This window comes from Streptomyces sp. NPDC014995 (genome assembly GCF_043080745.1).
GTDB lineage: Bacteria > Actinomycetota > Actinomycetes > Streptomycetales > Streptomycetaceae > Streptomyces.
The window spans coordinates 897445-922355 of record NZ_JBIBVX010000001.1 but is presented as its reverse complement, the minus strand read 5'-3'; the positions used below and the strand labels follow the sequence as shown (position 1 = coordinate 922355).

The following is a 24911-nucleotide window of genomic DNA, read 5'->3' as shown; positions in this document are numbered from 1 at the left end:
GCTGCTCAGCGCTTGCCAAGCCGTGACTTTCGATCTCCTGGCGGTCGATGGGTTACAGGCGCATGACGCGCAAGTGGACGTACCCAGACGCCTTCGATCTGGGTATGTTCCTCGCCGTCAGGGCAGCCACCGCGTCCTCGAGGAGTCGAGACCCGTGTCGGAAAACAAAGATCCCCACGTAGCTGAGCAGGCGGCGAGCGTTGAGGGTGTGAAGTTCGTTTACGACTTCACCGAGGGCAACAAGGACCTCAAGGACCTCCTCGGCGGCAAGGGCGCGAACCTCGCCGAGATGACCAACCTCGGCCTGCCGGTCCCTCCCGGCTTCACCATCACCACCGAGGCCTGCAAGGTCTACCTCGACAGCGGCGAGGAGCCGGCGGCACTGCGTGACGAGGTGAGTGCGCACCTCGTCGCCCTCGAAGAGAAGATGGGCAAGAAGCTCGGCCAGGCCGACAACCCCCTGCTCGTCTCCGTCCGCTCCGGCGCCAAGTTCTCGATGCCCGGCATGATGGACACCGTCCTGAACATCGGCCTGTCCGACAAGTCGGTCCAGGGTCTGGCCAAGCAGGCCGGCGACGACCGTTTCGCCTGGGACTCCTACCGCCGACTGATCCAGATGTTCGGCAAGACGGTCCTCGGCGTCGACGGCGACCTCTTCGAGGAGGCCCTGGAGGCGGCGAAGGCCGCCAAGAAGGTCACGGTCGACACCGAACTGGAGGCCGCGGACCTCAAGAAGCTGGTCACCAAGTTCAAGAAGATCGTCAAGACCGAGGCCGGCCGGGACTTCCCGCAGGACCCGCGCGAGCAGATGGACCTCGCCATCAAGGCCGTCTTCGACTCCTGGAACGGCGACCGCGCCAAGCTGTACCGGCGGCAGGAACGCATCCCGCACGACCTGGGCACGGCCGTGAACGTCTGCTCGATGGTCTTCGGCAACCTCGGCCCCGACTCCGGCACGGGCGTCGCCTTCACCAGGGACCCGGCCTCGGGCCACCAGGGCGTGTACGGCGACTACCTCCAGAACGCCCAGGGCGAGGACGTCGTCGCGGGCATCCGCAACACCGTCCCGCTCGCGGAACTGGAGCAGATCGACAAGAAGTCGTACGACCAGCTGATGCAGATCATGGAGACGCTGGAGAACCACTACAAGGACCTCTGCGACATCGAGTTCACGATCGAGCGCGGTCAGCTGTGGATGCTCCAGACCCGCGTCGGCAAGCGCACGGCCGGCGCCGCCTTCCGCATCGCCACGCAGCTCGTCGACCAGGGCCTGATCGACGAGACCGAGGCGCTCCAGCGGGTGAACGGCGCCCAGCTCGCCCAGCTGATGTTCCCGCGCTTCGACGAGCACGCGAAGACCGCGCAGGTCGGCCGGGGCATCGCCGCCTCGCCCGGCGCGGCGGTCGGCAAGGCGGTCTTCGACTCGTACACGGCCGTGAAGTGGTCGCGCTCGGGCGAGAAGGTCATCCTGGTCCGCCGTGAGACCAACCCCGACGACCTCGACGGCATGATCGCCGCCGAGGGCATCCTCACCAGCCGGGGCGGCAAGACCTCGCACGCCGCCGTCGTGGCCCGCGGCATGGGCAAGACCTGTGTCTGCGGCGCGGAGGAGCTGGAGGTCGACACCAAGCGCCGCCGTATGACGGTCCCCGGCGGCCACGTGGTGGAGGAGGGCGACCTCATCTCCATCGACGGCTCGACCGGCAAGGTCTACCTGGGCGAGGTCCCGGTGGTCCCCTCCCCGGTGGTGGAGTACTTCGAGGGCCGGATGCACGCGGGCGCCGACGACGCCGACGAACTGGTCGAGGCCGTCCACCGCATCATGGCCTTCGCGGACCGCAAGCGCCGGCTGCGGGTGCGGGCCAACGCCGACAACGCCGAGGACGCGCTGCGCGCCCGCCGCTTCGGCGCCCAGGGCATCGGCCTGTGCCGCACCGAGCACATGTTCCTCGGCGACCGCCGTGAGCTGGTCGAGCGCCTGATCCTCGCGGACACGGAGACCGAGCGGGAGGAGTCCCTGAAGGAGCTGCTCCCCCTCCAGAAGCAGGACTTCGTGGAGCTGTTCGAGGCGATGGACGGCCTCCCGGTGACGATCCGTCTGCTCGACCCGCCGCTTCACGAGTTCCTCCCCGACATCACGGAACTCTCGGTCCGCGTCGCCCTGGCGGAGTCCCGGCAGGAGCCGCACGAGAACGAGCTGCGGCTGCTCCAGGCGGTGCACCGCCTGCACGAGCAGAACCCCATGCTGGGCCTGCGCGGCGTACGGCTCGGTCTGGTGATCCCCGGCCTGTTCACGATGCAGGTCCGTGCCATCGCCGAGGCGGCGGCCGAGCGCAGGAACGCCAAGGGCGACCCGCGCGCCGAGATCATGATCCCGCTCGTCGGCACGGTCCAGGAGCTGGAGATCGTCCGCGAGGAGGCCGACGAGGTCGTCGCGGAGGTCGAGGCGGCGACGGGCACGGAGCTGAAGCTGGCGATCGGCACGATGATCGAGCTGCCGAGGGCCGCGCTGACCGCCGGTCAGATCGCCGAGGCGGCGGAGTTCTTCTCCTTCGGCACGAACGACCTGACGCAGACGGTGTGGGGCTTCAGCCGGGACGACGTGGAGGCCTCCTTCTTCACCGCGTACCTGGAGAAGGGCATCTTCGGCGTCTCCCCGTTCGAGACGATCGACAAGGACGGCGTCGGTTCGCTGGTGAAGGCCGCGGCCGAGGCGGGCCGCCGGACCCGCCCCGACCTGAAGCTCGGCGTGTGCGGTGAGCACGGCGGTGACCCGGAGTCCGTGCACTTCTTCCACGAGGTCGGTCTGGACTACGTCTCCTGCTCGCCGTTCCGGATCCCGGTGGCACGGCTGGAGGCGGGACGGGCCGCCACGCAGTCCGAGGGCAGCGACCACCGCTGAACCTCACTGATCAGCGGTGACCGCGGATCGTCACGTGATCGACGGTCACCCCTGATCACCCTTCGACCCCGGAGCCGCCGCGGTCCCCGACCCTCAGTACCGATCGCGGCGGCTCCGGCACGCAAGGAGAGGGCGACACCCTGTGCGGGGGTGTCGCCCTCTCGCGCGTGATCGGTGGTTCAGGGCGCCGCCCCTTCGCCCGCCGTCACTCGCAGCCCGTCCCGTCCCCGTCCCGGTCGAGGTGACGGCCGTAGCCCGGGTCGCCCGCGTGGACGGGTGCGGCGCCCGCCGCGCGGGCGGCGTCGCAGTTGTCGTAGTAGGCGCTGTCGTCCGAGTCGCTGCCCGAGGTGTCCGTGGTGTCGGAGCCGCTGTCCGCCGCCGCGGTGACCGTCTTCGTGACGGTCACCGTTTCCGTGGCGGTCACCGTCTTCGCCGGTTCCGGGGTCGCCGTCTCGGTCGCGGTGGCCGTGGTCGTCACGGTCACCGTGGGCCGGGGGGTGGCGGAGGCCGGCTTGGCGTCGGTCGTGGGCTTCTCGCCGTCGGCGGCGCCGATGCCGACGCCGAGGAAGAGGGCGAGCGCGAGGGCGGGCAGGACGTAGCGCTTCCGGGCCCACCTGGGCGCGGGCGAAGTGGTGTACGGGTTGCTCATGGTGTCCCCCCAGGGCGCTGTGGCGTGAGGAGACGACGGTAGGGCCGCAGGCTCGGGGGTGGAGAGGGAGTGGCCGTTTCGTGATGGTTCTGTGTGCGGCAGGGTCGGGTCACCAGCCTTCCGCCCCCTCTCCCAGTCGTCGGTGCCACCAGGGGGCCTCGGCCTCCGTCCGGGGGTCCGGCAGCGTGCGGAGGCGGTAGCGGTGGTCCAGGGGGCGTAGCGTGCGGGCCAGTTCGGCGCGGGCCCCCGGCGGGAGGAGGGGCAGGACCTCCGCCAGCGTGTCGCGGGCGGTGCGGACGTCGTCCAGGCCGCAGCCCGGGCAGGCGGGGCATACCGACGTGCGGGGGTAGAGGGGGCGGCGGCCGGGCTGCGCAAGGAACTCGCGGTAGCGGTGCAGGGCGCGTGCCGTGGCGCCGGGGAAGAGGTAGTGGCCGTCTCGTTCGTGTTCCGCGCGGTGGATGGCCAGGCCGGTGCGCGGGGACAGGCCGGGGATGTGTTCCGGCGGGGGCACGGTCCGGGTGCGGGGGATGGGGGTGCGGGGGGCGCGTCGCAGGGCGCCGGGCCGGTTACGCGGCATGTGCCTTTCGGCGGGTGGTGTTCTCGGGCATGGGGTTCATCATGCCCGACGCGGCGGGTCAGGGGCGGCCCCCGGCCGAGCGCGGGTGCCGCCCCGTCCCTCTCTCAGAGCGGTACCGCCACCCCCGTGAACGTCGTCTCCGGCGTCTGCGGGCTCGTGAAGCGGGCGTTGACCAGGTAGAGGCGGCTGCCGTAGCGGGCCGCCGTGGTGGGGACGTCGAAGTGGGGGGACGTGATCGTGCGGGTCAGGGTGGCGGTGGTCGCCGTCCTGTCGAGATCCCAGACGGTGACCTTGTTCAGGCGGTTCTGTACGACGTACAGGGTGCGTCCGATGCGGACCAGACCGTCGCCGTTGGTCACGTCGGTGGCGCCGGCGAGCGTGATCCTGGTGGCGTGGCCGGTCTCGAGGCTCACGTTGTACAACTGGCCCGCGTTGACGACGATCAGGCCGCGGCCGTCGGGGGTGGCGACGAGGCCGTTGGCGCTGTTGGTTCCGGCGGGCGCCTGCACCCACTCACCGGTGAGGCGGAGCGAGCGGACCTCACCGGTGCGGCCGCGCGGGACGCCGTGCAGGACGTCGTCGCGGGAGTCGGTGAACCAGGCCCGGTCCCGGTGCAGGACGACGTCGTTGATGAACGGGGCGGTCTCCCGGGTGAGCCGGTAGGTCGTGAGCAGCTTGCCCGAGCGGGAGTCGATGATCTTCGCGGTCCCGCCGGCGCCGCCGCAGACGTACAGCAGGCCGTCGTCGTCCAGCTTCAGGCCTATGGACGCGAGGCCGGTGCCGCCCTCGTGGAGCACCTTGCCCTCGCCGGTGCGCAGGTCGGTGCGGTAGATGCCGCCGTTGGCGCGGGAGCCCAGGTAGGCGTACGGCCTGCTGCCGATGGTGATGCCCTCGGGGAGCCAGCCGTCGGGGAGGGGGAAGACCGTTGGCCAGGTCGCCGTGCCGGACCGGGACCCGGCCTGCGCGGGGGCTGTCGTGGCGGCCAGGGTCAGGGCGGCCAGGGCGCTGCCGAGGACGGTTCGGCGGGACGGGTCGGGGGTCATGTCGGTGCCTCCGGGGGTGGGGTCGGGCGGCGTACTCGTCATGGTCGACTCTGCTTCCATTGTGTCCTTCGTCGGCGAGTAACGAGCCGCCGCCCGACCGTGTTCCTCCGCTTGCCTGTCAGGTTCCTTTCAAAATGGCTGTCGGGTTCCCGTCGGACGGCGTCGCCCTCGCCACCGACGTCCCTACGCCCGGAACGGGCCCCTCACCTCGTACGTGATCCCGCCCGACGAGCTGCCCGACGTGCCGCGCTGGCTGGAGAAGTACAGGCGGGTGCCGTCGGGGGAGAAGGCCGGGCCGGTGATCTCCGAGCCCGACTGGCCGTCGATCCGGAGGAAGGGGGCGATCACGTCGTCCGGGGTGATCACGCAGATGTCCATGGTGCCGCCGTCCTCCGCGACGAACAGGTCCCCGGAGGAGGAGCCGGTGATGTTGTCGACTCCGGTGAGGGGGGCCGTGCCGGAGGTGACCAGGGAGTCGTCGTACGCCAGCTCGTAGGTGTTGGCCGTGAGGTTGACCTGCCAGACGCGGTTGTCGCCCTTCGTCGTGAACCAGACCGTGTCGTCGGCGTAGTGGCAGCCTTCGCCCCCGTTGAAGGACTTCGAGCCCGACACCTGGGTGCGGGTGGTGGTGGGGGAGCCGTCCGGGTCCGGGACGTTCGCCCAGGTGAAGGAGCCCGAGGTGGCGGTTCCCGCCACCATGACCTGGAGGGTGCCGGAGGACAGGTCGCCCCAGGTCGTCGGCACGAAGCGGTAGAAGCGGCCGTTCGTCTCGTCCTCGGTCAGGTAGATCACCTTGCGTACCGGGTCGGCGGCCGCCGCCTCGTGCTTGAAGCGGCCCATCGCGTCGCGGCGCACCGCCGCCTTCACACCCCAGGGGTCCGTCTCGTAGACGTGGCCCAGGGAGACCTCCTCGCAGGACAGCCAGGTGTTCCACGGCGTCCTGCCGCCCGCGCAGTTGGTGCGGGTGCCGGAGAGGACGCGGTAGGCCGACGTCACCGTGCCCGTCGACGAGAACCGCACCGCGCTCGCGCCGCCGCCCGGGCTGATCTCCGAGTTGGAGACGTAGATCCAGCCGGTGCCGTCCGCGTAACAGGCGCCGCCGTCGGGGGCGTCGTGCCAGGTGTACGAGGTGCCGGGCACCGTCTGCCCGGAGCGGGCGATGATCCGGCTGGTGAAGCCGCTCGGGAGCCGGATGCCGTTGGCGTCCGGTGCGCCGGGCGCCCCGTACGGGCCGGTGCCGGGCTGGGCCGGCGCGGCGTACGCGGCGCCGCGCCACAGGGTTCCGCCGAGCACGGCGGAGGACCCGCCGATGACGGCCGCACGCAGGAGGGTACGACGTTCCACGCTCACTCCCAGGGGGTGTCGTGACCGCCCGCCGCCGGTCGGCCGCGGGGTCGTGCGGTCAGCGAGGCTAGAAGGACCGGGTGGCCGTGTCGTGGACGCGCCGTAACGGGGGAGTGCGGGCCGGGTGGCCGGATCTTCCGGACCGGGCGGCCCGGCGCTCTACGCTGAGGGAAACTGCGGAGGGAGTACGGCCATGTCCGGCTGGAGCGCGCACGACATCCCCGACCAGGGCGGCCGCACCGCCGTCGTCACCGGCGCCAACAGCGGCCTCGGCTACGTCACCGCGCGGGAGCTGGCCCGTAAGGGCGCCCAGGTTGTCCTCGCCTGTCGGAGTGAGGCGCGCGGGAAGGCGGCGGTCGAGCGGCTGGCCGGTGAAGTGCCCGGCGCGGACGTGGAGTTGCGACCGCTGGACCTGGGCGACCTCGGCTCCGTACGGGAGTTCGCGGCCGGGCTGCGCCACGAGCGGCTCGACCTGCTGGTCAACAACGCGGGCGTGATGGCGCTGCCGTACGGCACGACCGCCGACGGGTTCGAGACGCAGTTCGGTGTGAACCACCTGGGGCACTTCGCCCTCACCGGGCTGCTGCTGCCCGCGCTGCTCGCCACGCCCGGCGCCCGGGTGGTGACCGTCTCCAGCATGTTCCACGTCCTCGGGAACATCGACCTGCACGACCTCAACAGCGAACGCCGCTACCGCCGTTGGGTCGCCTACGCCCGCTCCAAGACCGCCAACCTGCTCTTCACTCACGAGCTGGCCCACCGGCTGGCGGCGGCCGGGACCGATGTGGTCGCGGCCGCCGCCCAGCCCGGATACGCGGCGACCAACCTCCAGACGGCCGGGGTGCGCGCGGAGGGGCGCCGGGTCGCCGAACGACTCGTGGAGCTGGGCAACCGCGTCGTCGCCCAGTCCGCCGAGGCCGGCGCGCTGCCCACCCTGTACGCCGCGACCGCGGCCGGCGTGCGCCCCGACTCCTTCACCGGCCCGTCCCTCGCGATGTGGCGGGGGGCGCCCGCCCCGTCCTGGCGGGCGCCGTGGACGGTCGACGACCGTGCGGGCGAACTGCTGTGGGCGGAGTCGGAACGGCTCACCGGGGTGTCGTACGGGGGCATGGCGGCGTAACCGCCGGGTGGCCCGAAGGGTCCTCAGCGCGGCGAGTGCCCCTGCGCGTACTCGTCCGTGTAGCCCTGCGTGAAGCCCTCTGTGTACCGGTCCGGGTATCCCGGGGCGTACTCCTCCGCGTACCTGCGGGCGAAGTCCTCCGGCATCGGCCTGGTGTCCAGGTAGAACCACTCGGCCGTCGGGCCGGGGTTGGCGGAGGGTGCCTGGGCGGTCGGGCGGCGGGGCAGTCGGGTGGACGGGCGGGTCGACGGACTGGAGCCGCCGGCCGTCGCCCGCGCTCCCCCGGCCGCTCCCCCGGCCGGATCCCCGTCCGCATGCCCGGCCGGGTCCCCGTCCGCATGCCTGCCCTGGTCCCCGGCCGGTTGCTTCGCCGGGCCCGGCATCAGCAGTTCCACCCGCAGGCCCTTGCCGCGTTGCTGGGCGACGAACTCCTCCACCTGGCTGCGGCAGGCGTGGTCGAGGTGGGTCACACCGGTGAGGTCCAGTCGGATACGGGGCTTCCCGGCCTCGGCGGCGGACTCCAGGGCCTCGATGACCTGGGGCAGGCGCAGGAAGGTCGCGTTCCCGGCCATCACCACCTTCGCGGTGTCGTCCTCGATGTGCTGCCGGATGACGGTCTGCGACATCCGGACGGCGGCGAGGACGATGCCGGCCGCGAGGCCGATGAGCACACCTTCCAGCAGCGCCGTCGCCACGATGACCAGCGTGGTGAGGGTCATGACCACGAACTCGCCCCGGTCCTGCCGCCACATCTTCGGGAACTCCTCGGGCGCGAAGAGCTTCCAGCCGCTGTGGATGAGCACGCCCGCGAGGACCGAGATCGGGATCAGGGCCAGCACCTGGGGCAGCAGCAGCGCGAAGGCCAGCAGCCACAGGCCGTGCAGCGTGCGCGAGAGCCGGGTCTTGGCGCCCGCCTGGACGTTCGCCGAGCTGCGGGCGACCACCGCCGTGATGGGCAGCGCGCCGAGCAGTCCGGCGACGGTGTTGCCGGCGCCCTGGGCGATCAGTTCGGGGTTGTAGCGGGTGCGCGGACCGTCGTGCATACGGTCCACCGCGGCCGCCGTGAACAGGGACTCGGCGGAGGCGATCACGGTGAAGGTCAGGATCGCGGTGATGATGCCGGCGTCCGCGAGTCCCGCGAACTGCTCCGGGCCGGGCACGTCGACGGAGGCGAGCAGGTTGCCCACCTGGAGGGTCTTCACCTCCACGCCGGGCAGTGCGGCGACCGCGATGCCGATGCCCACCGCCACCAGGGCCGCCGGGACCTTCCGGATCGGGCCGGGCACCTTCTTCCACAGGAAGCTCAGGACGACGGTGACGATGCCGAGACCGGCCGCGATCAGCGTCTGCGGGTCGCTCACCGTGTCGGCGAGCAGGCCGGGGATGCCGGCCATGTTCTCGATCGGGGTGCCGGGGGCCTTGGCGTCGGCCGCCGGGTACGCCTGGCTGAACATCAGCGGCAGGCCGATGCCCGCGAGCATGCCCTGGACGACGGCCAGCGAGATCGCCTGGAAGAACCGGCCGAGCCGCACCAGGCCGAGGACGATCTGGAGGAGTCCGGAGAAGAGCACGATCACGCCGAGCATGGCCACGCCGTGCTCCAGGACGGTCTCCGCGACCAGCGCGGCGAGACCGGCGGCCGGGCCGCTGACCTGGAGGGTGCTGCCGCGGGCCGCGCCCACCACCAGACCGCCGATGACACCCGAGATGATGCCCAGCTCGGCGGGGACCCCGGAGGCGACGGCCACGCCGATGCACAGGGGCAGCGCGACCAGGAAGACGACGAGGGACGCGGTGATCTCGGTGGCCAGGTCGCCCTTCGGCACCCGCGCGGCGGCTGACGTGCCGAACCCGGGCGCCTTGCCGAACGTGGGGGCCTTGCCGAACCTGGGGGCCCGACCGGGCTTGCGGACCCCACCGGGCTTTGGGGCCGTGGCCTCGGACTCCGGGGTACCGGATCCCGCCGTCTCGAACCCCGCAGTCCGGAACCCCACCGCCTGGGAGTCCGCCGTCCGCATGCCCGTCGTCTCGGGTTCCGTCGACAGGAAGTCCTGCGGGGCGGTGGGGGCCTGTGGCGGCCGGGGCGGGAACGGGATCCCGCCGGCCTCCCGGAAGGTGCGTCCCGTGGCCTCCGGTCCCGCGCCCCGGCCCCGGGCGTGCCGGGCGTGCGCGCCGCTCATGCCGCGTGCACCCGGAACAGGCCGTCCTCGTCCAGCTCGTGCACCTGGCCGGTGTCCACCTCGTAGTACCAGCCGTGCAGCCGCAGCCGTCCCTCGTCGAGGCGGCGCCGGGCGGCCGGATAACTGCGCAGCACGTCAAGCTGGTTGACGACGTTCAGCTGGGCGATGTCCGGCAGGCGCGGATCCTCGATGACGCCGTCCAGGACGGGGGCCAGCCTCGGCCGGGCCAGTTGCAGCCAGGCGTCCACACCGGGCAGGGCGGACAGGTCGTCACCGGACTTCAGGGCGCCCATCGCACCGCAGTGGGAATGACCACACACCACGATGTCCTGAACGCCGAGCACCTCCAGTGCGTACTCGATGGTGGCCGCCTCGCCCGAGGCGCCCTGTCGGCCGTGCGGCGGGACGATATTGCCCGCATTGCGCAGCTCGAATATCTCACCGGGCCGTGCGCCCGTGATCAGGGCGGGTATCACCCGTGAGTCCGAGCAGGTGATGAACAATGCCTCGGGATATTGGCCTTCGGCCAGCCTCCGGTATTCGCCGCTTTCGAAGTCCACCCGTCGCTTGAACGAGCGGGCGCGGTCCAGCAATGCCTTCACGGTTCCTCCCGGTGGGGGTTTTCCAGACCGGATCAGTGCAGGTCAGGGCCTGGCCGGAGGGGAGTTCCGACCAGGCCTGCACCACCGTAGAGGAGCGTCTGCCAGGCGAAGGTTAGGGGAAGACTAAAACGCCGACAGAATGCGGACAGTTTTCGTCCCGTGCTGAGCCGCTGATCACATCGGGCGGGATCCGCGCGACGTTTTTCGACCGTTCTTGTAGCGTGTTCGGTCCACGGAACACGCGAATTCGGTTCACGGGAGAGACGGAACCCATGGGCGTACGAGTCCTGCTCATCGAGGACGATCAGACGATCGCCGAACCGCTCGTCGAGGGTCTCGGGCACTTCGGACTGGCGGTGCATCACGTCGCCAGCGGCGGCGAGGGGTTGAGGGGGCCGTACGGCGATGTCGTCCTGCTCGACCTCGGGTTGCCGGACATGGACGGCATCGACGTCTGCCGGGGCATCCGGCAGACCTCCGACGTCCCCATCATCATCCTCAGCGCCCGGGGCGAGGAGGCCGACCGGGTGCTGGGCCTGGAGCTGGGCGCCGACGACTACCTGGCGAAACCGTTCAGCATGCGGGAGCTGGTCGCCCGGGTGCGGGCGGTGACGCGGCGGACCCGGCGAGCGGCACCGGCGGAGACTGAAGGGGCGGTGCCGGGAGGGGACTTCGCGGGGGCCCGGCCGTTCGGCGGCGAGGCCTTCACCTCCTCCGTTCCGCACCCTTCCGTCCCGCACCCCTCCGTCGAGAACGAGGCCTCCGCCCCGCACCCCTCCGCCCCGCACCCCTCCGTCACCACCCCCGGCGCCGCCGCTGCCTTCGGCGCCTCACCACCCCCCGCCCCCTACGACCCCGTCCCCCCGCCGCCCGAGGCCGGGCCCGCCGCCGTGGGTCCCCTGGTCGTCGACCGGCGGACCCGGCAGGTGTGGGTGGGGGAGGAGACGGTGGTGCTGACGCCCAAGGAGTTCGAACTGCTCGCGCTGCTCACCGAGGATCCGGGGGCCGTGTACTCACGGCAGCAGATCCTGGACCGGGTGTGGGACCCGCACTACGAGGGGCCGACGAAGACGCTCGACGTCCATGTGGCCACCCTGCGGCGGAAGCTGGGCAACCCGGCGTGGATCCAGACGCTGCGCGGGGTGGGGTTCCGGCTGGCGGTGCACACCACCCCGCCGGGCACGCCGTCGACGTACCCGGCGGCGCACCCGCCCTCCTCGCACGCGCCACCGGACCACGACGCCACGGGTTCCCACCCGGCGGCCTGTCGATGACCCGTCGGCTGCTGCTCAGTTACCTCACGCTCGCCGCGCTGGTGCTGCTCTGTCTGGAGATCCCGCTGGGCTTCGTCTACTCGCGGGGCGAACGCGAGCGGGTGACCAACGCGGCGAAGGACGAGGCGGAGTCGGTGTCGGCGTTCGCCTCGCTGTCCATCTCGGCGGGCCGGGCCGCACAGGACCTGCCCGAGCGGGCCGCGCACTGCGCCGAGCGCATCGGCGGCAAGGTGCTGATCGTGGACGCCTCCGGCGCGCTGCTGGCCAGTTCGCACCCGCTGTCGGAGCGTGAGGAGCGCCGTCTCGCGTCCTGGCCGGGGATCGCGGCCGCGTTGCGGGGGACCGCCACGGCGGATGTGCGCACCTCGACCATCGGCGGGGTGGAGTACCTGGCGGTGGCCGCCCCCGTACGGCAGGGCGCCGAGGAACAGGGGGCCGTCCGGATCACCGTACCGACCAGGATGGTGCACGAACGCGTCCGCCACGTCTGGTTGCTGCTGGCGCTCGGTGGGCTCGCGACGCTCACCGCGGTCGCCGTCGTGGGCTTCGCCATCGCCCGCTGGACGGGGCGTCCGATCCGCGAACTGGAGCGGGCCACCCACGAGTTGGCCGTCGGCGGCACCGCCGTCCCAGTGGCGATCACCAAGGGCCCGCCGGAGGTGCGCAGCCTGGCCGCCACCTTCAACCGCACCGCCGCCCGCCTGGAACACCTGCTGGCCTCCCAGCGCGCCTTCGCCGGCGAGGCCTCGCACCAGCTGAAGACCCCGCTCGCGGCGCTGCGGCTGCGGCTGGAGAACCTGGAGAACGACATCGCCCTGCACGCCCGGGGCGGTCTCACCGCCGCGCTGACCGAGACGGACCGGCTGGCCCGGATGGTCGAGGGGCTGCTCGCGATGGCCCGGCTCGACGAGAGCGCCGCCGAGCGGGAGCGGGTCGACCTGGACCGGGTGTGCGCGGAACGCCACCAGGCCTGGACGCCGCTGTTCGCCCGGCACGGCGTCCGCCTCGCGTTCGCCGGGGACCACGCGGGCGAGGTGCTGGCGCTGCCCGGGGCGGTCGAGCAGATCCTCGACAACCTGCTCTCCAACGCCCTGCGCGTCTCACCCCCCGGCTCCACGGTGTTCGTGGACCCGCGCCGTCACACCCCCCACGAACGCCGCTTCCCGCACCGCCCGACCGGGCCGGCGCGGGTCGAGCTGCACGTCATGGACGAGGGCCCCGGTATGACCGAGGAGCAGCGCCGCCGGGCCTTCGACCGCTTCTGGCGCGCCCCGGACGCCCCCAAGGGCGGTACCGGCCTGGGCCTCGCCCTGGTGCAGCGGCTCGCCCACGCGAGCGGCGGCGAGGCGGTCCTGCGGCAGGCGCCGCGCGGGGGCCTCGACGCGGTGGTCCGGTTCCCGGCCGCGGACCGGACCGGCCCGGGCGCGGCCTCCGCACGGTCGGCGAGACCGCTGGAGACCGCGACACCGGGCCGGCGGTAGAGGACCGGGCCGTCAGGCCGTCCGTACCTCGTAGGTGGCGATGCGTACCGACTCGTCGTCCAGGCACTGCCCGCTCGCCAGGTCGAAGCGCTGCTTGAGCAGGGGCGAGGCGACGAACGGACGGCCCTGGTGGGTGCCGGTCAGGCCGCGGGAGAGGACGGCCGCGCCGCAGAAGGGGTCGCGGTTGTCGATGGCGTACAGGGTGCCCGCCCGGTCGCGGAACAGGGCGACCTGGCGGCCGTCCGGCAGCAGGGCGGCCACGCCCCGGCCGGGGACGAGGTGGCTCAGGTCGCAGACGGTGAACCAGTCGTCCGCTCCGGATTCCAGCTTCAGCTGGACCTTCAGGTCGGTCGTCTCGGGTGCCAGGGTCATCGCTGGGCGCTTCCTTCCAGGACGTCTTCCGTGGGTCGCATGCCGATGGAGAGCAGCGGCAGGTCGGGCTTGATCTGGTCGCGCTCGGGGACGAAGCCGACGACCGGGTCGGGGGTGTCCGGCGCGTTCACGAAGGACACGAACCGGGCCAGCTTCTCGGGGTCGTTGATGGTCTCCGCCCACTCGTCGCGGTAGTGCGCGACGTGTGCCGCCATCAGGGACTCCAGCTCCTCGCAGATGCCGAGGGAGTCCTCCACCACGACGTCCCGTACGTGGTCCAGGCCGCCCGGGATCCGCTCCAGCCAGGTCGAGGTGCGCTCCAGGCGGTCGGCGGTGCGGATGTAGAACATCAGGAACCGGTCGATCAGGCGGATCAGTTCGGCGTCGGACAGGTCCTGGGCCAGCAGGTCCGCGTGGCGCGGGGTTGCGCCGCCGTTGCCGCCGACGTACAGGTTCCAGCCGTTGGCGGTGGCGATGACGCCGAAGTCCTTCGACTGGGCCTCCGCGCACTCGCGCTGGCAGCCGGAGACCGCCGACTTGAGCTTGTGCGGGGAGCGCAGGCCCCGGTAGCGCAGCTCCAGGTCGATCGCCATGCGGACCGAGTCCTGGACGCCGTAGCGGCACCAGGTCTGGCCGACGCAGGACTTCACCGTGCGCAGGGCCTTGCCGTAGGCGTGGCCGGACTCGAAGCCGGCGTCCACCAGACGGGCCCAGATCAGCGGGAGCTGCTCGACGCGCGCGCCGAACATGTCGATCCGCTGGCCGCCGGTGATCTTCGTGTAGAGGCCGAAGTCGCGGGCGATCTCGCCGATCACGATCAGGCCCTCGGGGGTGATCTCGCCGCCGGGGATGCGCGGGACGACCGAGTACGAGCCGTTCTTCTGGAGGTTGGCGAGGAAGTGGTCGTTGCTGTCCTGGAGGGCCGCCTGCTCGCCGTCCAGGACGTAGCCGCTCGCACCGATGGTGGGCGCCAGGGACGCGATGATCGACCCGACCGTCGGCTTGCAGATCTCGCAGCCGTCGCCGCCCCGGGCGCCCTCGCGGCCGTAGCGGTCGAGGAGGTCCTGGTAGGTGTTGATGCGCAGGGCGAGGACGATCTCGTACAGCTCCTCGCGGGTCTGCGAGAAGCAGCCGCACAGGCCCTTGTCGACCTCGACGCCGCTGGCCTCCAGCTCGGCGGTGACCAGCTGGCCGAGGACCTTGACGCACGAGCCGCAGCCGGTACCGGCCTTGGTGCACTTCTTGACCTCGGGCACGGTCGTGCACTGGTGGTCGGTGACCGCGCCGCGGATCGTGCCCTTGGAGACGTTGTGGCAGGAGCAGATGATCGCGTCGTCGGGCAGGGCCGACGGGCCGAGCTGGGCCGGGGCTCCGGCGCCGGCGGGCAGCACCAGCGCCTCCGGCGAGATCGGCGGGACCGAGCCGGTGAAGGCGCGCAGCGTGCCGTACGCCTCCGCGTCGCCGACCAGGATGCCGCCGAGCAGCGTGCCGTCGCGGCCGATGACCAGCTTCTTGTACAGGCCCGAGCGGGAGTCGGAGTAGACGACGTCGAGGCAGTCCTCGGTGGCGCCGTGCGCGTCGCCGAAGGAGGCCACGTCCACGCCGAGCAGCTTCAGCTTGGTGGACAGGTCGGCGCCGGTGAAGGACGCCTCGTCGGCGGCGATCGTCGCGGCGGCCGTCTCGGCCTGCTCGTAACCGGGCGCGACCAGGCCGTACACCCGGCCGTCGGCGGCCAGCGCGCACTCGCCGATCGCGAAGACGTGCGGGTCGGCGACCGTACGGCACTGCTCGTCGACGCTGATGCCGCCGCGCTCGCCGACCGTCAGACCGCAGTCGCGGGCCAGCTGGTCGCGGGGGCGGACACCGGCGGAGAACACCACCAGGTCGGTGGCGAGTTCGGAGCCGTCGGACAGCTTCATGCCGGTGACCGCGCCGTCCTCGCCGACCACGATCTCCTGGGTGCCCACGCCGGTGTGGACGGCCAGGCCCATGTCCTCGATGGTGCGCAGCAGCGCGGCGCCGCCGCCCTCGTCGACCTGGACGGGCATCAGCCGGGGCGCGAACTCCACGATGTGGGCGTTGAGTCCGAGACCCTTCAGCGCGCCCGCGGCCTCCAGACCGAGCAGACCGCCGCCGACCACGGCGCCCGTCGTGGCGCGGGTCTTCGCGTACTCCTCTATCGCGAGCAGGTCCTCGATCGTGCGGTAGACGAAGCAGCCCTCGGCGTCCTTGCCCGGGACGGGCGGGACGAACGGGTAGGAGCCGGTGGCCAGGACCAGGACGTCGTAGTCGACGGTCAGGCCGGAGCGGGCGGTCACCCTGCGGGCGTCCCGGTCGATCGTCTCGGCTGGGTCACCGATGTGCAGCTCGATGCCGTGGTCCTTGATGAACTCCATGTCGGTCATGGAGAGGTCCTCGGGAGTCTTGCCCGAGAAGTACGAGGTGAGCTGGACGCGGTCGTACGCCGGGCGCGGCTCCTCGCACAGCACGACCACGCGGTGCGTGGCGGTCAGGCCGCGCTCGGCGAGCGCTTCGAGGAAGCGCTGGCCGACCATGCCGTGGCCGACGAGCACGATCGTGGGGGTGGCCCCCAGGGTGGCGGTCATCAGGAGCCTCCATCGTTGGTGAGCAGGTGGAGCAGGGGCCCGCCGTCGGACGGGAGCGGCTCTGCTCCCTCCCAGGCGCGCGCGAGCGCGCCGACGGTGCCGAGTTCGCCGACGAGCACGCCGCCGACCAGGCGGTCGTCGCGGACGACGACCTTGCGGTAGGTGCCGCGGGTGGCGTCGGCGAGCTGCACGACGTCGTCGCCGGGGCGGGCCTCGGTCTCGCCGAACGCGGCGAGGTCGAAGGCGCTGTGTCCGTGGAGCGTGAGGCGGGTCAGGGCGCGGGTGCCGGTGTAGCGGGCGCCGGTGTTCCCGGTCAGCGACTCGGCCAGCACGTCCGCCTGGTCGAGGGCGGGGGCGGCAAGGCCGTAGACGTTCCCGTCGTGCTGGGCGCAGTCGCCGATCGCCCGGACGTGCGGGTCGGAGGTGCGCAGTTCGTCGTCGACGAGGACGCCCTTGCCGACGGCGAGCCCGGCGGCCTTGGCGAGACCGGCGCGCGGGTGGACCCCGCAGGCCAGCACCACCAGGTCGGCGTCGAGGGCGTACCCGTCGGCCATCTCCACCGAGCGGACCGCGCCGCCGACGCAGCGCACGTCCCGCACCCGGCACTCGGTGTGCACCTCGACGCCGAGGTCCTTCAGGTGCCGCAGGACGAGCCGGGAGGCGCCCGGGTCGAGCTGGCGTTCCATGAGCCGCTCGGCCTGCTGGGCGAGGACGACCTGCGCGCCGCGTACGGCGAGCGCGCGGGCCGCGGAGACCCCGAGGAGCCCGCCGCCGATCACGACGGCCCGCACTCCCGGCCGGACCGCCTTGGACAGGCCCAGGCAGTCGTCCATGGTGCGGAAGGCGTGGACGCCCTCCGGCAGTACGTGGTCGGGCGTGAACAGGCCGCGCAGCGGCGGCAGCACCGGGTTGGAGCCGGTGGCCAGCACCAGCGTGTCGTATGCGATCTCCGAGCCGTCGGCGCAGGCCACGGTCCGCCGGTCACGGTCGATGCCGGTGACCCGGGCCCGGACCAGCTCGGCGGGCGCGGGCAGCGCGATCACCTCGGGGGCGTACCGTCCCGCCAGCACCTCGGCGAGCAGGACCCGGTTGTACGGGACGTGCTCCTCCTCGCCGATCAGTACCGCGGGCGTGCCGAGCTCACCGAGCCGCCGGGCGAGACGTACGCCCGCGAGGCCGGCGCCGATCACCACCACACGCGAATTCGAGGTCATGCGATCGAGCGTGCGGTGCGGAGGTTTCCCGGCCGCATCACGGTTGTTTCCCGCGAGGAACGCTGCCCTCAGCGGGGGAGGCGGGGAGGTGTGAGGGTTCTCGGGCGGCGGTGGGGGCCGGGGGTGAGGTGCTGGGCGCGCGGGCGGCGGCACGGCTCGCGAACCTCAGAAGAGGCTCAGGTCGATGGACGGGGCATGTATCCGGTCCCGTAGGGTCGCGTCCGTGTCCGACATATCCCTGACCATGGTGGTCGTCCTCTGTCTCGCGGCCCTCGCGGCCGGCTGGATCGACGCCGTGGTCGGCGGCGGCGGGCTGCTGTTGCTCCCGGCGCTGCTGCTCGGCCTGCCGGCCGGCACCCCGGCCGCGCACGCGCTCGGCACCAACAAGGCGGTGGCGATCGTCGGCACGGCCGGGGCGGCGGTGACCTACGCCCGCAAGGCGCCGGTCGACGTGGGCGTGGCCGTCCGGATCGGGCTCGCGGCGCTCGCCGGATCGTCGGCGGGGGCCTTCTTCGCGGCCGGGATGAGCACCGACGTCCTCAAGCCGGTGATCATGGTGGTGCTGCTCGGTGTGGCCGCCTTCGTCATCCTGCGCCCCGCCTTCGGCACCGCCCCCGCGACCGGCCCGGCGGGTCCCCGCCGAGTCCTCGCCGCGATCGGCCTCGCGGGCCTCGGCATCGGCTTCTACGACGGTCTCGTCGGCCCCGGCACCGGCACCTTCCTCGTCCTCGCCCTGACCGCCGTCCTCCACCTCGACCTGGTGACCGCCTCCGCCACCGCCAAGATCGTCAACTGCTGTACGAACGCGGGCGCCCTCGCGATGTTCGCCTGGCAGGGGGCCGTGCTGTGGCAACTGGCCGTGCCGATGGCCGCGTTCAACCTGGCGGGGGGCACGCTGGGCGCGCGTACGGCCCTGAAGAAGGGGAGCGGGTTCGTGCGGGTGGTGTTGCTGACCGTGGTGTTCGCGCTGGTGGGGAACCTGGCGTACGAGCAGTGGGTGGCCTGACCGGAGGGCACGCGTGGTGCGGGTGGCGCGGAGACCGGGGGTCACGCGTGCTGCGGGTGGCGCGGTGACCGGGAATCCGCCGGTCAGCGCGCGCGACTTCCCGTGAGGTGTGCGAAGACCACCACGTTCCCCTGGTATCCGGTCGCCGGTGAATACCCCCCGCCGCAGGTGATGACCCGCAACTCCGGCCGCCTCGCCGCCCCGTACACCTTCTCGTCGGGGAAGCCGCGCGTGTCGTACACCTCGACCGCGTCCACGGTGAAGACCGCGACCCCGCCGTCCCGCCGGTCCACCTCGATCGTGGCGCCCCGCCTCAGCGCGCCCAGTTCGTAGAAGACGGCGGGGCCGTCGGCGTTGTCCACGTGGCCGGCGACGATCGCGGTGCCGGTCTCGCCGGGGGTGGTGCCGGCCTCGTACCAGCCGGCGAGGTTCTCGCGGTCGGCGGGCGGGGCGTCGAGGCTGCCGGACTTCGTCAGTCCCAGGCCGGTCAGGGGCGCGTCGACCCGGATCGACGGGATGCGGATGCGCTCGGGCGGGGAGGGCGGCAGCGCGGGCGCGGAGCGCGGGTCGGGGTGGCCCGGTCGGGCCTGGGCCGCGGACGGCTGCGGCGGGGCCTGCGTGCCGGCGCCGCTGTGCAGCAGCCAGGCACCCGAGCAGAGGGCGGTCACGGTGACGGCGGCTATGACGGTGTTGCCGACCCTGCGCATCAGAGGAACCCCTCTCGTGAGGCATACGACCCATCCCGGGCATCCGGCCGGTGCCAGGCGTCCACGGCATCCGAGTGAGCGAGGCACCCGAGTGTCCGAGGCGTCCGACGTCTCCCGGGCGTCCGACGTCTCCCGGATGTCCGACGAGGTGCCCGGGCATCCGGAGGACCCCTCGCTGAGCGGAACCCCCCGTGCCCCCCTCCGGGCCGCGAGGGGCGTCGGACCCGGAGGGGGAGGGGACATGCGGTACCGGTGGACGGACAGCGGAGGGTGTCCGTCAGATCCCGTCGCCTCTCGCCCGGCGATGCAGGAGCCAGGTACCGCCCGCGGCGGCGACGGCGAGAGCCGCCACACCGGCCGCGGTCTGCACGGGATCGGGGCCCAGGGCGCCGCCGACCCCCGTCTTCACGCTTCCTCGCGGAGGCACCTGCTGCCGCGCGGGGCTCAGCGTCACCACCAGGTCCCCGGTGACCTTCCGCCCGTCCGCGGCGCACTGCGCGACGATCTCGTACGTTCCCGGCTGCGCGCTCGGCGGCACCCGGAACTGCCCGATCGCCTCGCCCTTGTGCGCACTCGGCGCCAGCGTGAAGCGCCCGGCGCCCACCGCGCCGGCGTCGCCGGCCGCCGACCCGGTGTCCCCGCACGCCGCCGTGGTGACGGTGACCCGGTCGCCGGGCACCGCGCCGGAGGGGGACACCTCCAGGCTGCCGGTGCCCCCGCCGGTGCCGTACGCGGGGGCGGCGAGTCCGGCCGCGGCGGCGACGGCGAACGCGGTGCCGGTCAGCAGTCGGGCGGCGGTACGTCGCATCGGTGCTCCTCCGGGCTCGTCGAGGGGGCACGGCCCGCGGCACCTCCGTGTGCCGCCGCGTCGGTCGCGTCCCCGCCCTTCCGAGGTAAGTGGCAGCGACGCGAGCGCGCTTCCTGAGGACACGTCAGAAAGGGGATGAACGGGTGTCGGAGCACGGCCCGAAAGGGGCGCCGGGGCGGACGTTTCAGCAGGTCATCACCGTATGAACGGGGCCCGGGGGAAAAGCGGCGGAAGGAGGTGTGAACGGGTGACCGCCCTCACCGCGCCGGTCCGCCGCGCTCCCGCCAGTCCCCGCCCTCGATCGGCTTCCCCCGCGCCCGCAGCCCCGCGGCCACTGCCGGCGCGGCGACGTACACCCACGCCCGCACCGACCGCCCGTCGCCGCCCCGGACCACCTCCCGCGCCACCCGTTCGTACAGGTTGCGCGGGTCGCCCGGCCGGTACTCCTCCAGCCGGTCCAGCTCGGCGAGCAGGTGCCCGTACGTCTCCGGGAGCGCCGTGACGAGGTCCCCGGTGACGGCCCCGCCGGGCTCCTCCACGGCGTACGGATAACCGGGGCCGTCGTACAGCACCGCGTCCCGCAGCCGGGCGGGCTCCTCGGCGCGGGTGCGGCCGTGCAGGAAGACGCCGTGGTTGACCTCGCCGGGGCGCAGGGTGCCGTAGACGAAGAAGGGCAGTTCCGGAACGATCACGGAAACGATTCTCTCCCCTCACCGGTCCCGCACGTGACGCTATGGACATGACATGTCATGCCCTCTTAAATCTCAGGACCACGTCAGTGCCACCCCCCTCGCGCCCCCCACGGCGCCCTACCGAGGAGACCGATGAGCCGGATACGGCAGCACGCCCGAGGTCCCCGTCTCGCCACCACCGGCATCGCCGCCACCACGGCCACCCTCCTGGCCGCCGCCGTACTCACCCCCGCCGCCGACGCGGCCGGCAGGCCCAGCCGGGCCACCGCGATCGACAACGCGGCCTCGGTCCTGGCCGAGCGGGCCGAGAGCCTCGGGCTGACCGCCGCCCAGGGCACCAGCGTCCGGGACGTCATCGTCGACAACGACGGAACCCAGCACGTCCGCTACGACCGCACCTACCGGAAACTCCCCGTCCTCGGCGGCGACTTCGTGGTCCACCTCGCGCCCGACGGCACCTACCGCAGCGCGAACCGGGCGACCAGGAGCGAGATATCGCTCGCCACCGTGACCCCGGTTCTCTCCGCCCCGAAGGCCGCCGACGTCGCCGCGAACGCCCTGCGCGCCGCACACCTCGGCGAGACCCTGAAGAAGGTCACCGCCAAGCCCCGCCTGGTCGTCGACGCCCTGCACGGCGCGCCCAGGCTGGCCTGGCAGACGGACGTCGCGGCCCTGGACCCCGCGGGCAACCCGGCCGCGCGCGCCGTGCTGACCGACGCCCGCACCGGCGCCCAGATCGACGCCTGGGACACCCTGGAGACCGCGACGGGCGACGGGCAGTCCCTGTACGGCGGCACCGTCCCGCTGGAGACGACCCTCTCGGGCTCCACCTACCAGCTCAAGGACGCCACCCGCGGCAACACCTACACCGGCGACGCGGCCAACAGGACCGACCTGTGCGTCTTCGGCATCTGCGTCAGCCGCGCCCCGTCGACCGTCTTCACGGACGCCGACAACCACTGGGGCACCGGCGCGGCCGGCGACCGCGCGACGGCCGCCGTGGACGCCCAGTACGGCACGGACGTGACCTGGGACTACTACAAGAACGTCCACGGCCGCAACGGCATCGGCAACGACGGCAAGGGCTCCTACAGCCGCGTCCACTACGGCAACAACTACAACAACGCCTTCTGGGACGACAGTTGCTTCTGCATGACCTACGGCGACGGTGACGGCACCCAGCTCGGCCCGCTGGTGTCGCTGGACGTGGCCGGCCACGAGATGACCCACGGCGTGACCTCGAAGACGGCCAACCTGACCTACTCGGGCGAGTCCGGCGGTCTGAACGAGGCGACCTCCGACATCTTCGGCACGCTGGTGGAGTTCCACGCGAACAACGCCTCCGACGCCGGCGACTACCTGATCGGCGAGAAGATCGTCCGCTCCGGGTTCGGCCGGGACGCCCTGCGCTACATGGACAAGCCCTCCAAGGACGGCGCCTCCGCCGACTACTGGAGCAGCGCGGTGGGCGGCCTCGACGTCCACTACTCCTCGGGCGTCGCCAACCACTTCGCGTACCTCCTGGCGGAGGGCAGCGGCACCAGGACCGTCAACGGCGTCACCTACAACTCGCCGACGTACGACGGCTCCACGGTGACGGGCATCGGCCGGGACAAGCTCGGGAAGATCTGGTACCGCGCCCTGACGGTCTACATGACGTCCTCCACCGACTACGCGGGCGCCCGCACGGCCACCCTGAACGCGGCCCGCGACCTCTACGGCGCCGGCAGCACCGAGTACGACGCGGTGGCGGCGGCCTGGAGCGCGGTCAACGTCAACTGAGCGCAGGCAGGGAGAGGCACCCGGCGGACCGGACATCGACGGACACGTGCATCCCGACGATCAGGGAGCGGGTACGCGCGGCGCGGCGCTCCATGCAGGGACGTGGACCCCCCGGTCAGGAAGGGCGAACAGGGCCGGTGTCCCCCCGTGGGGCACCGGCCCTGTACGCGGCTCTCCGCGGCGGGGCCACGCGGCCGGCACCGCCGGCCGTCTACGGCTCCACCGCCTCCACCGGCTCCACCCGCACCGCGCACACCTTGAACTCGGGCATGCGCGAGGTCGGGTCCAGCGCCGGGTTGGTCAGGGTGTTGGCACGGCCCTCGCCCGGCCAGTGGAAGGGCATGAAGACGGTGTCGGGGCGGATGCCGGTGGTGATCCGGGCCGGCGCCACCGCCCGGCCGCGCCGGGAGACGACGGCCACCGGGTCGCCCTCGGCCGCGCCGACCCGGGCGGCGAGCCGGGGGTGCAGTTCGACGAACGGGCCGGGCGCGGCGGCGTTCAGCTCGTCCACGCGCCGGGTCTGGGCGCCGGACTGGTACTGGGCGACGACCCGGCCGGTGGTGAGCAGGACGGGGTACTCGTCGTCCGGCTCCTCGGCGACCGGCCGGTGCGAGACGGGCACGAAGCGCGCCCGGCCGTCCGGCGTGGCGAACCGGTCGAGGAAGAGGCGGGGCGTGCCGGGGTGCACGGACGGAACGTCGTGGTCCTCGTCGCGCGCCGGGTCGTCGCCGCCCGCGTCCAGCGAGGCGTCCTCGCAGTCGGCGGCGTCACCGGTACCGTCCACGCCGCCTGTCCCGTCCGCGGCGCCGGCACCGTCCGTGCCGCCGCTCCCGTCCGTGTCGCCCGTCCCGTCGGCCGCCGGGCACGGCCAGAACACGCCGTTCTCCTCCACCAGCCGCCGGTAGGTGATCCCGGAGTAGTCGGCGGGCCCGCCCGCGCTGGCCCGGCGCAGCTCCTCGAAGACCTCCTCGGGGTCGGTCGGGAAGCCCTTCTCCACGCCCAGCCGGGCGGCCAGCTCGTGCAGGACCTCCAGGTCGCTGCGCACACCCTCGGGCGGGGTGATCGCCTGCCGCCTCAGCAGCACGCGCCCCTCCAGGTTGGTCGTGGTCCCGGTCTCCTCCGCCCACTGGGTGACCGGCAGGACCACGTCCGCGAGGGCGGCGGTCTCCGACAGCACGACGTCACACACGGCGAGGAAGTCGAGTGACCTGAGCCGCTCCTCGATGTGCGCGGCGCGCGGCGCGGACACCACCGGGTTCGACGCCATCAGCAGCAGGGAGCGGATGTCCGTCCCCAGGGCGTCCAGCAGCTCGTAGGCGCTGCGGCCCGGCCCGGGGAGCGAGGAGGGGTCGACGCCCCACACCTCGGCCACGTGCCGCCGCGCCGCCGGGTCGTCCAGCTTGCGGTAACCGGGCAACTGGTCGGCCTTCTGGCCGTGCTCGCGCCCGCCCTGCCCGTTGCCCTGCCCGGTCAGGCAGCCGTACCCGGACCGCGGGCGTCCGGCGCGTCCGGTGGCCAGGCACAGGTTGATCCAGGCACCCACGGTGTCGGTGCCCTTGGACTGCTGCTCGGGTCCGCGGGCCGTCAGCACCATCGCGGACTCCGGCTCGCAGAACAGCCGAACGGTCTCCCGCAGCTGGGGAACGGACACCCCCGTGATCCGTTCCACGTACTCCGGCCAGTGGGCCATCGCGGCCGCCCGGGCGTCCTCCCAGCCGACGGTCCGTTCCCGGACGTACTCCTCGTCGACCCGCCCCTCGGCGACGACCAGGTGCAGCAGCCCGAGGGCGAGGGCGAGGTCCGTCCCCGGCCGGGGCATCAGGTGGAGGTCGGCCTGCTCCGCGGTCTTGGTGCGGCGCGGGTCTATGACGATCAGCGTGCCGCCGTTCTCGCGCAGTTCGTTGAAGAAGCGCAGCGACGGCGGCATGGTCTCCGCGAGGTTGGACCCGACGAGGATCACGCACCCGGTCCTCGGGATGTCCTCCAGCGGGAAGGGCAGCCCCCGGTCCAGGCCGAAGGCCTTGATTCCGCCCGCCGCCGCGGACGACATGCAGAAGCGGCCGTTGTAGTCGATCTGCGAGGTGCCGAGCACGATCCGGGCGAACTTGCCGAGCGTGTACGCCTTCTCGTTCGTCAGCCCGCCGCCGCCGAACACGCCGAGGGCGTCGGGACCGTACTCCGTACGGATCCTCCCCAGCTCGCCGGCGATCCGGTCGAGTGCCTCGTCCCAGGTGGCGGGCACGAGCGTGTCACCGGAGCGCACCAGCGGAGAGGTCAGCCGCACCGCCGACGACAGCACCGCCGGGGCCGTACGGCCCTTGCCGCAGAGCGCGCCCCGGTTCACCGGGAAGTCGGCGCGCTCGACCACCTCGACGCCCCCCTGTGGGAGGGGCGACAGATTCATCCCGCACTGCAGGGCGCAGTAGGGACAGTGGGTGGGCGTCGAGGTGGTCTGCATGCGTTTCAGCGTGCTTCGGCCGTGTTACGCGTCGTGCGGTGTCCTGTTACGGCGGTGTGCTGGTGACCTCCCCGACGGCATCCGCCGGGCGTGA

At 72.7% G+C, this 24911-nt stretch carries 19 protein-coding genes; 6 read left to right on the top strand and 13 right to left on the bottom strand.

Features of this window, described 5'->3' with window-relative positions:
• Positions 1 to 154 precede the first annotated feature (154 nt).
• Positions 155 to 2902, top strand: coding sequence for a pyruvate, phosphate dikinase (gene ppdK, locus ACF1A1_RS04100; protein WP_391645194.1), 2748 nt, complete (start codon positions 155 to 157; stop codon positions 2900 to 2902).
• Positions 2903 to 3107: 205 nt separating this feature from the next.
• Here ppdK and ACF1A1_RS04095 read toward each other — a convergent pair whose 3' ends face one another.
• The 4 genes from ACF1A1_RS04095 to ACF1A1_RS04080 form a co-directional block, all read right to left on the bottom strand.
• Positions 3108 to 3551 (bottom strand): excalibur calcium-binding domain-containing protein, encoded by a 444-nt coding sequence (locus tag ACF1A1_RS04095; protein WP_391645192.1) that lies wholly within the window; start codon positions 3549 to 3551, stop codon positions 3108 to 3110.
• Between the two features lie 109 nt (positions 3552 to 3660).
• Positions 3661 to 4128, bottom strand: a complete 468-nt coding sequence (locus ACF1A1_RS04090) for a hypothetical protein (protein ID WP_391645190.1) — start codon at positions 4126 to 4128, stop codon at positions 3661 to 3663.
• Positions 4129 to 4232: 104 nt separating this feature from the next.
• The gene (locus ACF1A1_RS04085) at positions 4233 to 5171 is read right to left on the bottom strand and encodes an SMP-30/gluconolactonase/LRE family protein (protein WP_391645334.1); all 939 of its coding nucleotides are present in this window, start codon (positions 5169 to 5171) and stop codon (positions 4233 to 4235) included.
• A gap of 183 nt (positions 5172 to 5354) precedes the next feature.
• Positions 5355 to 6515: an alkaline phosphatase PhoX gene (locus tag ACF1A1_RS04080; RefSeq protein WP_391645188.1), complete on the bottom strand. Its 1161-nt coding sequence runs from the start codon at positions 6513 to 6515 to the stop codon at positions 5355 to 5357.
• A gap of 193 nt (positions 6516 to 6708) precedes the next feature.
• Here ACF1A1_RS04080 and ACF1A1_RS04075 point away from each other — a divergent pair, with 193 nt between their 5' ends.
• Entirely contained in the window at positions 6709 to 7635 is a 927-nt protein-coding gene (locus ACF1A1_RS04075; protein WP_391645187.1) for an oxidoreductase, read from the top strand.
• 23 nt (positions 7636 to 7658) lie between these two features.
• Here the strand turns inward: ACF1A1_RS04075 and ACF1A1_RS04070 are convergent, their stop codons facing one another.
• Together ACF1A1_RS04070 and ACF1A1_RS04065 are read right to left on the bottom strand one after the other, a co-directional pair.
• Complete coding sequence (locus ACF1A1_RS04070) at positions 7659 to 9815, bottom strand: SulP family inorganic anion transporter (RefSeq protein WP_391645185.1); 2157 nt, start codon at positions 9813 to 9815, stop codon at positions 7659 to 7661.
• On the bottom strand, positions 9812 to 10417 hold the full coding sequence (locus ACF1A1_RS04065) for a carbonic anhydrase (RefSeq protein ID WP_391645183.1): 606 nt from the start codon (positions 10415 to 10417) through the stop codon (positions 9812 to 9814). Before ACF1A1_RS04065 ends, ACF1A1_RS04070 begins: the two co-directional genes overlap by 4 nt.
• 272 nt (positions 10418 to 10689) lie before the next feature.
• Here ACF1A1_RS04065 and ACF1A1_RS04060 point away from each other — a divergent pair, with 272 nt between their 5' ends.
• Positions 10690 to 11691, top strand: a complete 1002-nt coding sequence (locus tag ACF1A1_RS04060; protein WP_391645181.1) for a response regulator transcription factor — start codon at positions 10690 to 10692, stop codon at positions 11689 to 11691.
• Positions 11688 to 13172 carry an ATP-binding protein gene (locus tag ACF1A1_RS04055; RefSeq protein ID WP_391645179.1) on the top strand — a complete coding sequence of 495 codons (1485 nt, stop codon included), beginning with the start codon at positions 11688 to 11690 and terminating at the stop codon, positions 13170 to 13172. The genes ACF1A1_RS04060 and ACF1A1_RS04055 overlap by 4 nt, the downstream gene beginning before the upstream one ends.
• A gap of 12 nt (positions 13173 to 13184) precedes the next feature.
• Here the strand turns inward: ACF1A1_RS04055 and nirD are convergent, their stop codons facing one another.
• Genes nirD through ACF1A1_RS04040 form a run of 3 tightly spaced genes read right to left on the bottom strand, consistent with a single transcriptional unit; the run spans position 13185 to position 17364 of the window.
• Positions 13185 to 13544, bottom strand: a complete 360-nt coding sequence (gene nirD, locus ACF1A1_RS04050; protein ID WP_391645177.1) for a nitrite reductase small subunit NirD — start codon at positions 13542 to 13544, stop codon at positions 13185 to 13187.
• On the bottom strand, positions 13541 to 16150 hold the full coding sequence (gene nirB / locus ACF1A1_RS04045) for a nitrite reductase large subunit NirB (protein ID WP_391645175.1): 2610 nt from the start codon (positions 16148 to 16150) through the stop codon (positions 13541 to 13543). The genes nirD and nirB overlap by 4 nt, the downstream gene beginning before the upstream one ends.
• Entirely contained in the window at positions 16150 to 17364 is a 1215-nt protein-coding gene (locus ACF1A1_RS04040; protein ID WP_391645173.1) for an NAD(P)/FAD-dependent oxidoreductase, read from the bottom strand. The genes nirB and ACF1A1_RS04040 overlap by 1 nt, the downstream gene beginning before the upstream one ends.
• 223 nt (positions 17365 to 17587) lie before the next feature.
• On the opposite strand from ACF1A1_RS04040, the gene ACF1A1_RS04035 reads away from it, so the two are divergent.
• Positions 17588 to 18370, top strand: a complete 783-nt coding sequence (locus ACF1A1_RS04035; RefSeq protein ID WP_391645171.1) for a sulfite exporter TauE/SafE family protein — start codon at positions 17588 to 17590, stop codon at positions 18368 to 18370.
• An 83-nt stretch (positions 18371 to 18453) separates the two neighbouring features.
• Here the strand turns inward: ACF1A1_RS04035 and ACF1A1_RS04030 are convergent, their stop codons facing one another.
• The 3 genes from ACF1A1_RS04030 to ACF1A1_RS04020 all read right to left on the bottom strand — a co-directional run bounded on the left by ACF1A1_RS04030 (position 18454) and on the right by ACF1A1_RS04020 (position 20577).
• On the bottom strand, positions 18454 to 19077 hold the full coding sequence (locus tag ACF1A1_RS04030) for a class F sortase (protein ID WP_391645169.1): 624 nt from the start codon (positions 19075 to 19077) through the stop codon (positions 18454 to 18456).
• A gap of 277 nt (positions 19078 to 19354) precedes the next feature.
• Positions 19355 to 19885: a hypothetical protein gene (locus ACF1A1_RS04025; protein WP_391645167.1), complete on the bottom strand. Its 531-nt coding sequence runs from the start codon at positions 19883 to 19885 to the stop codon at positions 19355 to 19357.
• A gap of 257 nt (positions 19886 to 20142) precedes the next feature.
• The gene (locus ACF1A1_RS04020; protein WP_391645165.1) at positions 20143 to 20577 is read right to left on the bottom strand and encodes a gamma-glutamylcyclotransferase family protein; all 435 of its coding nucleotides are present in this window, start codon (positions 20575 to 20577) and stop codon (positions 20143 to 20145) included.
• Positions 20578 to 20709: 132 nt separating this feature from the next.
• Between ACF1A1_RS04020 and ACF1A1_RS04015 the strand changes: the two genes are divergently transcribed.
• On the top strand, positions 20710 to 22359 hold the full coding sequence (locus ACF1A1_RS04015) for a M4 family metallopeptidase (RefSeq protein WP_391645163.1): 1650 nt from the start codon (positions 20710 to 20712) through the stop codon (positions 22357 to 22359).
• A gap of 211 nt (positions 22360 to 22570) precedes the next feature.
• Here the strand turns inward: ACF1A1_RS04015 and ACF1A1_RS04010 are convergent, their stop codons facing one another.
• Entirely contained in the window at positions 22571 to 24817 is a 2247-nt protein-coding gene (locus ACF1A1_RS04010) for a molybdopterin oxidoreductase family protein (RefSeq protein WP_391645161.1), read from the bottom strand.
• Positions 24818 to 24911: the final 94 nt, after the last annotated feature.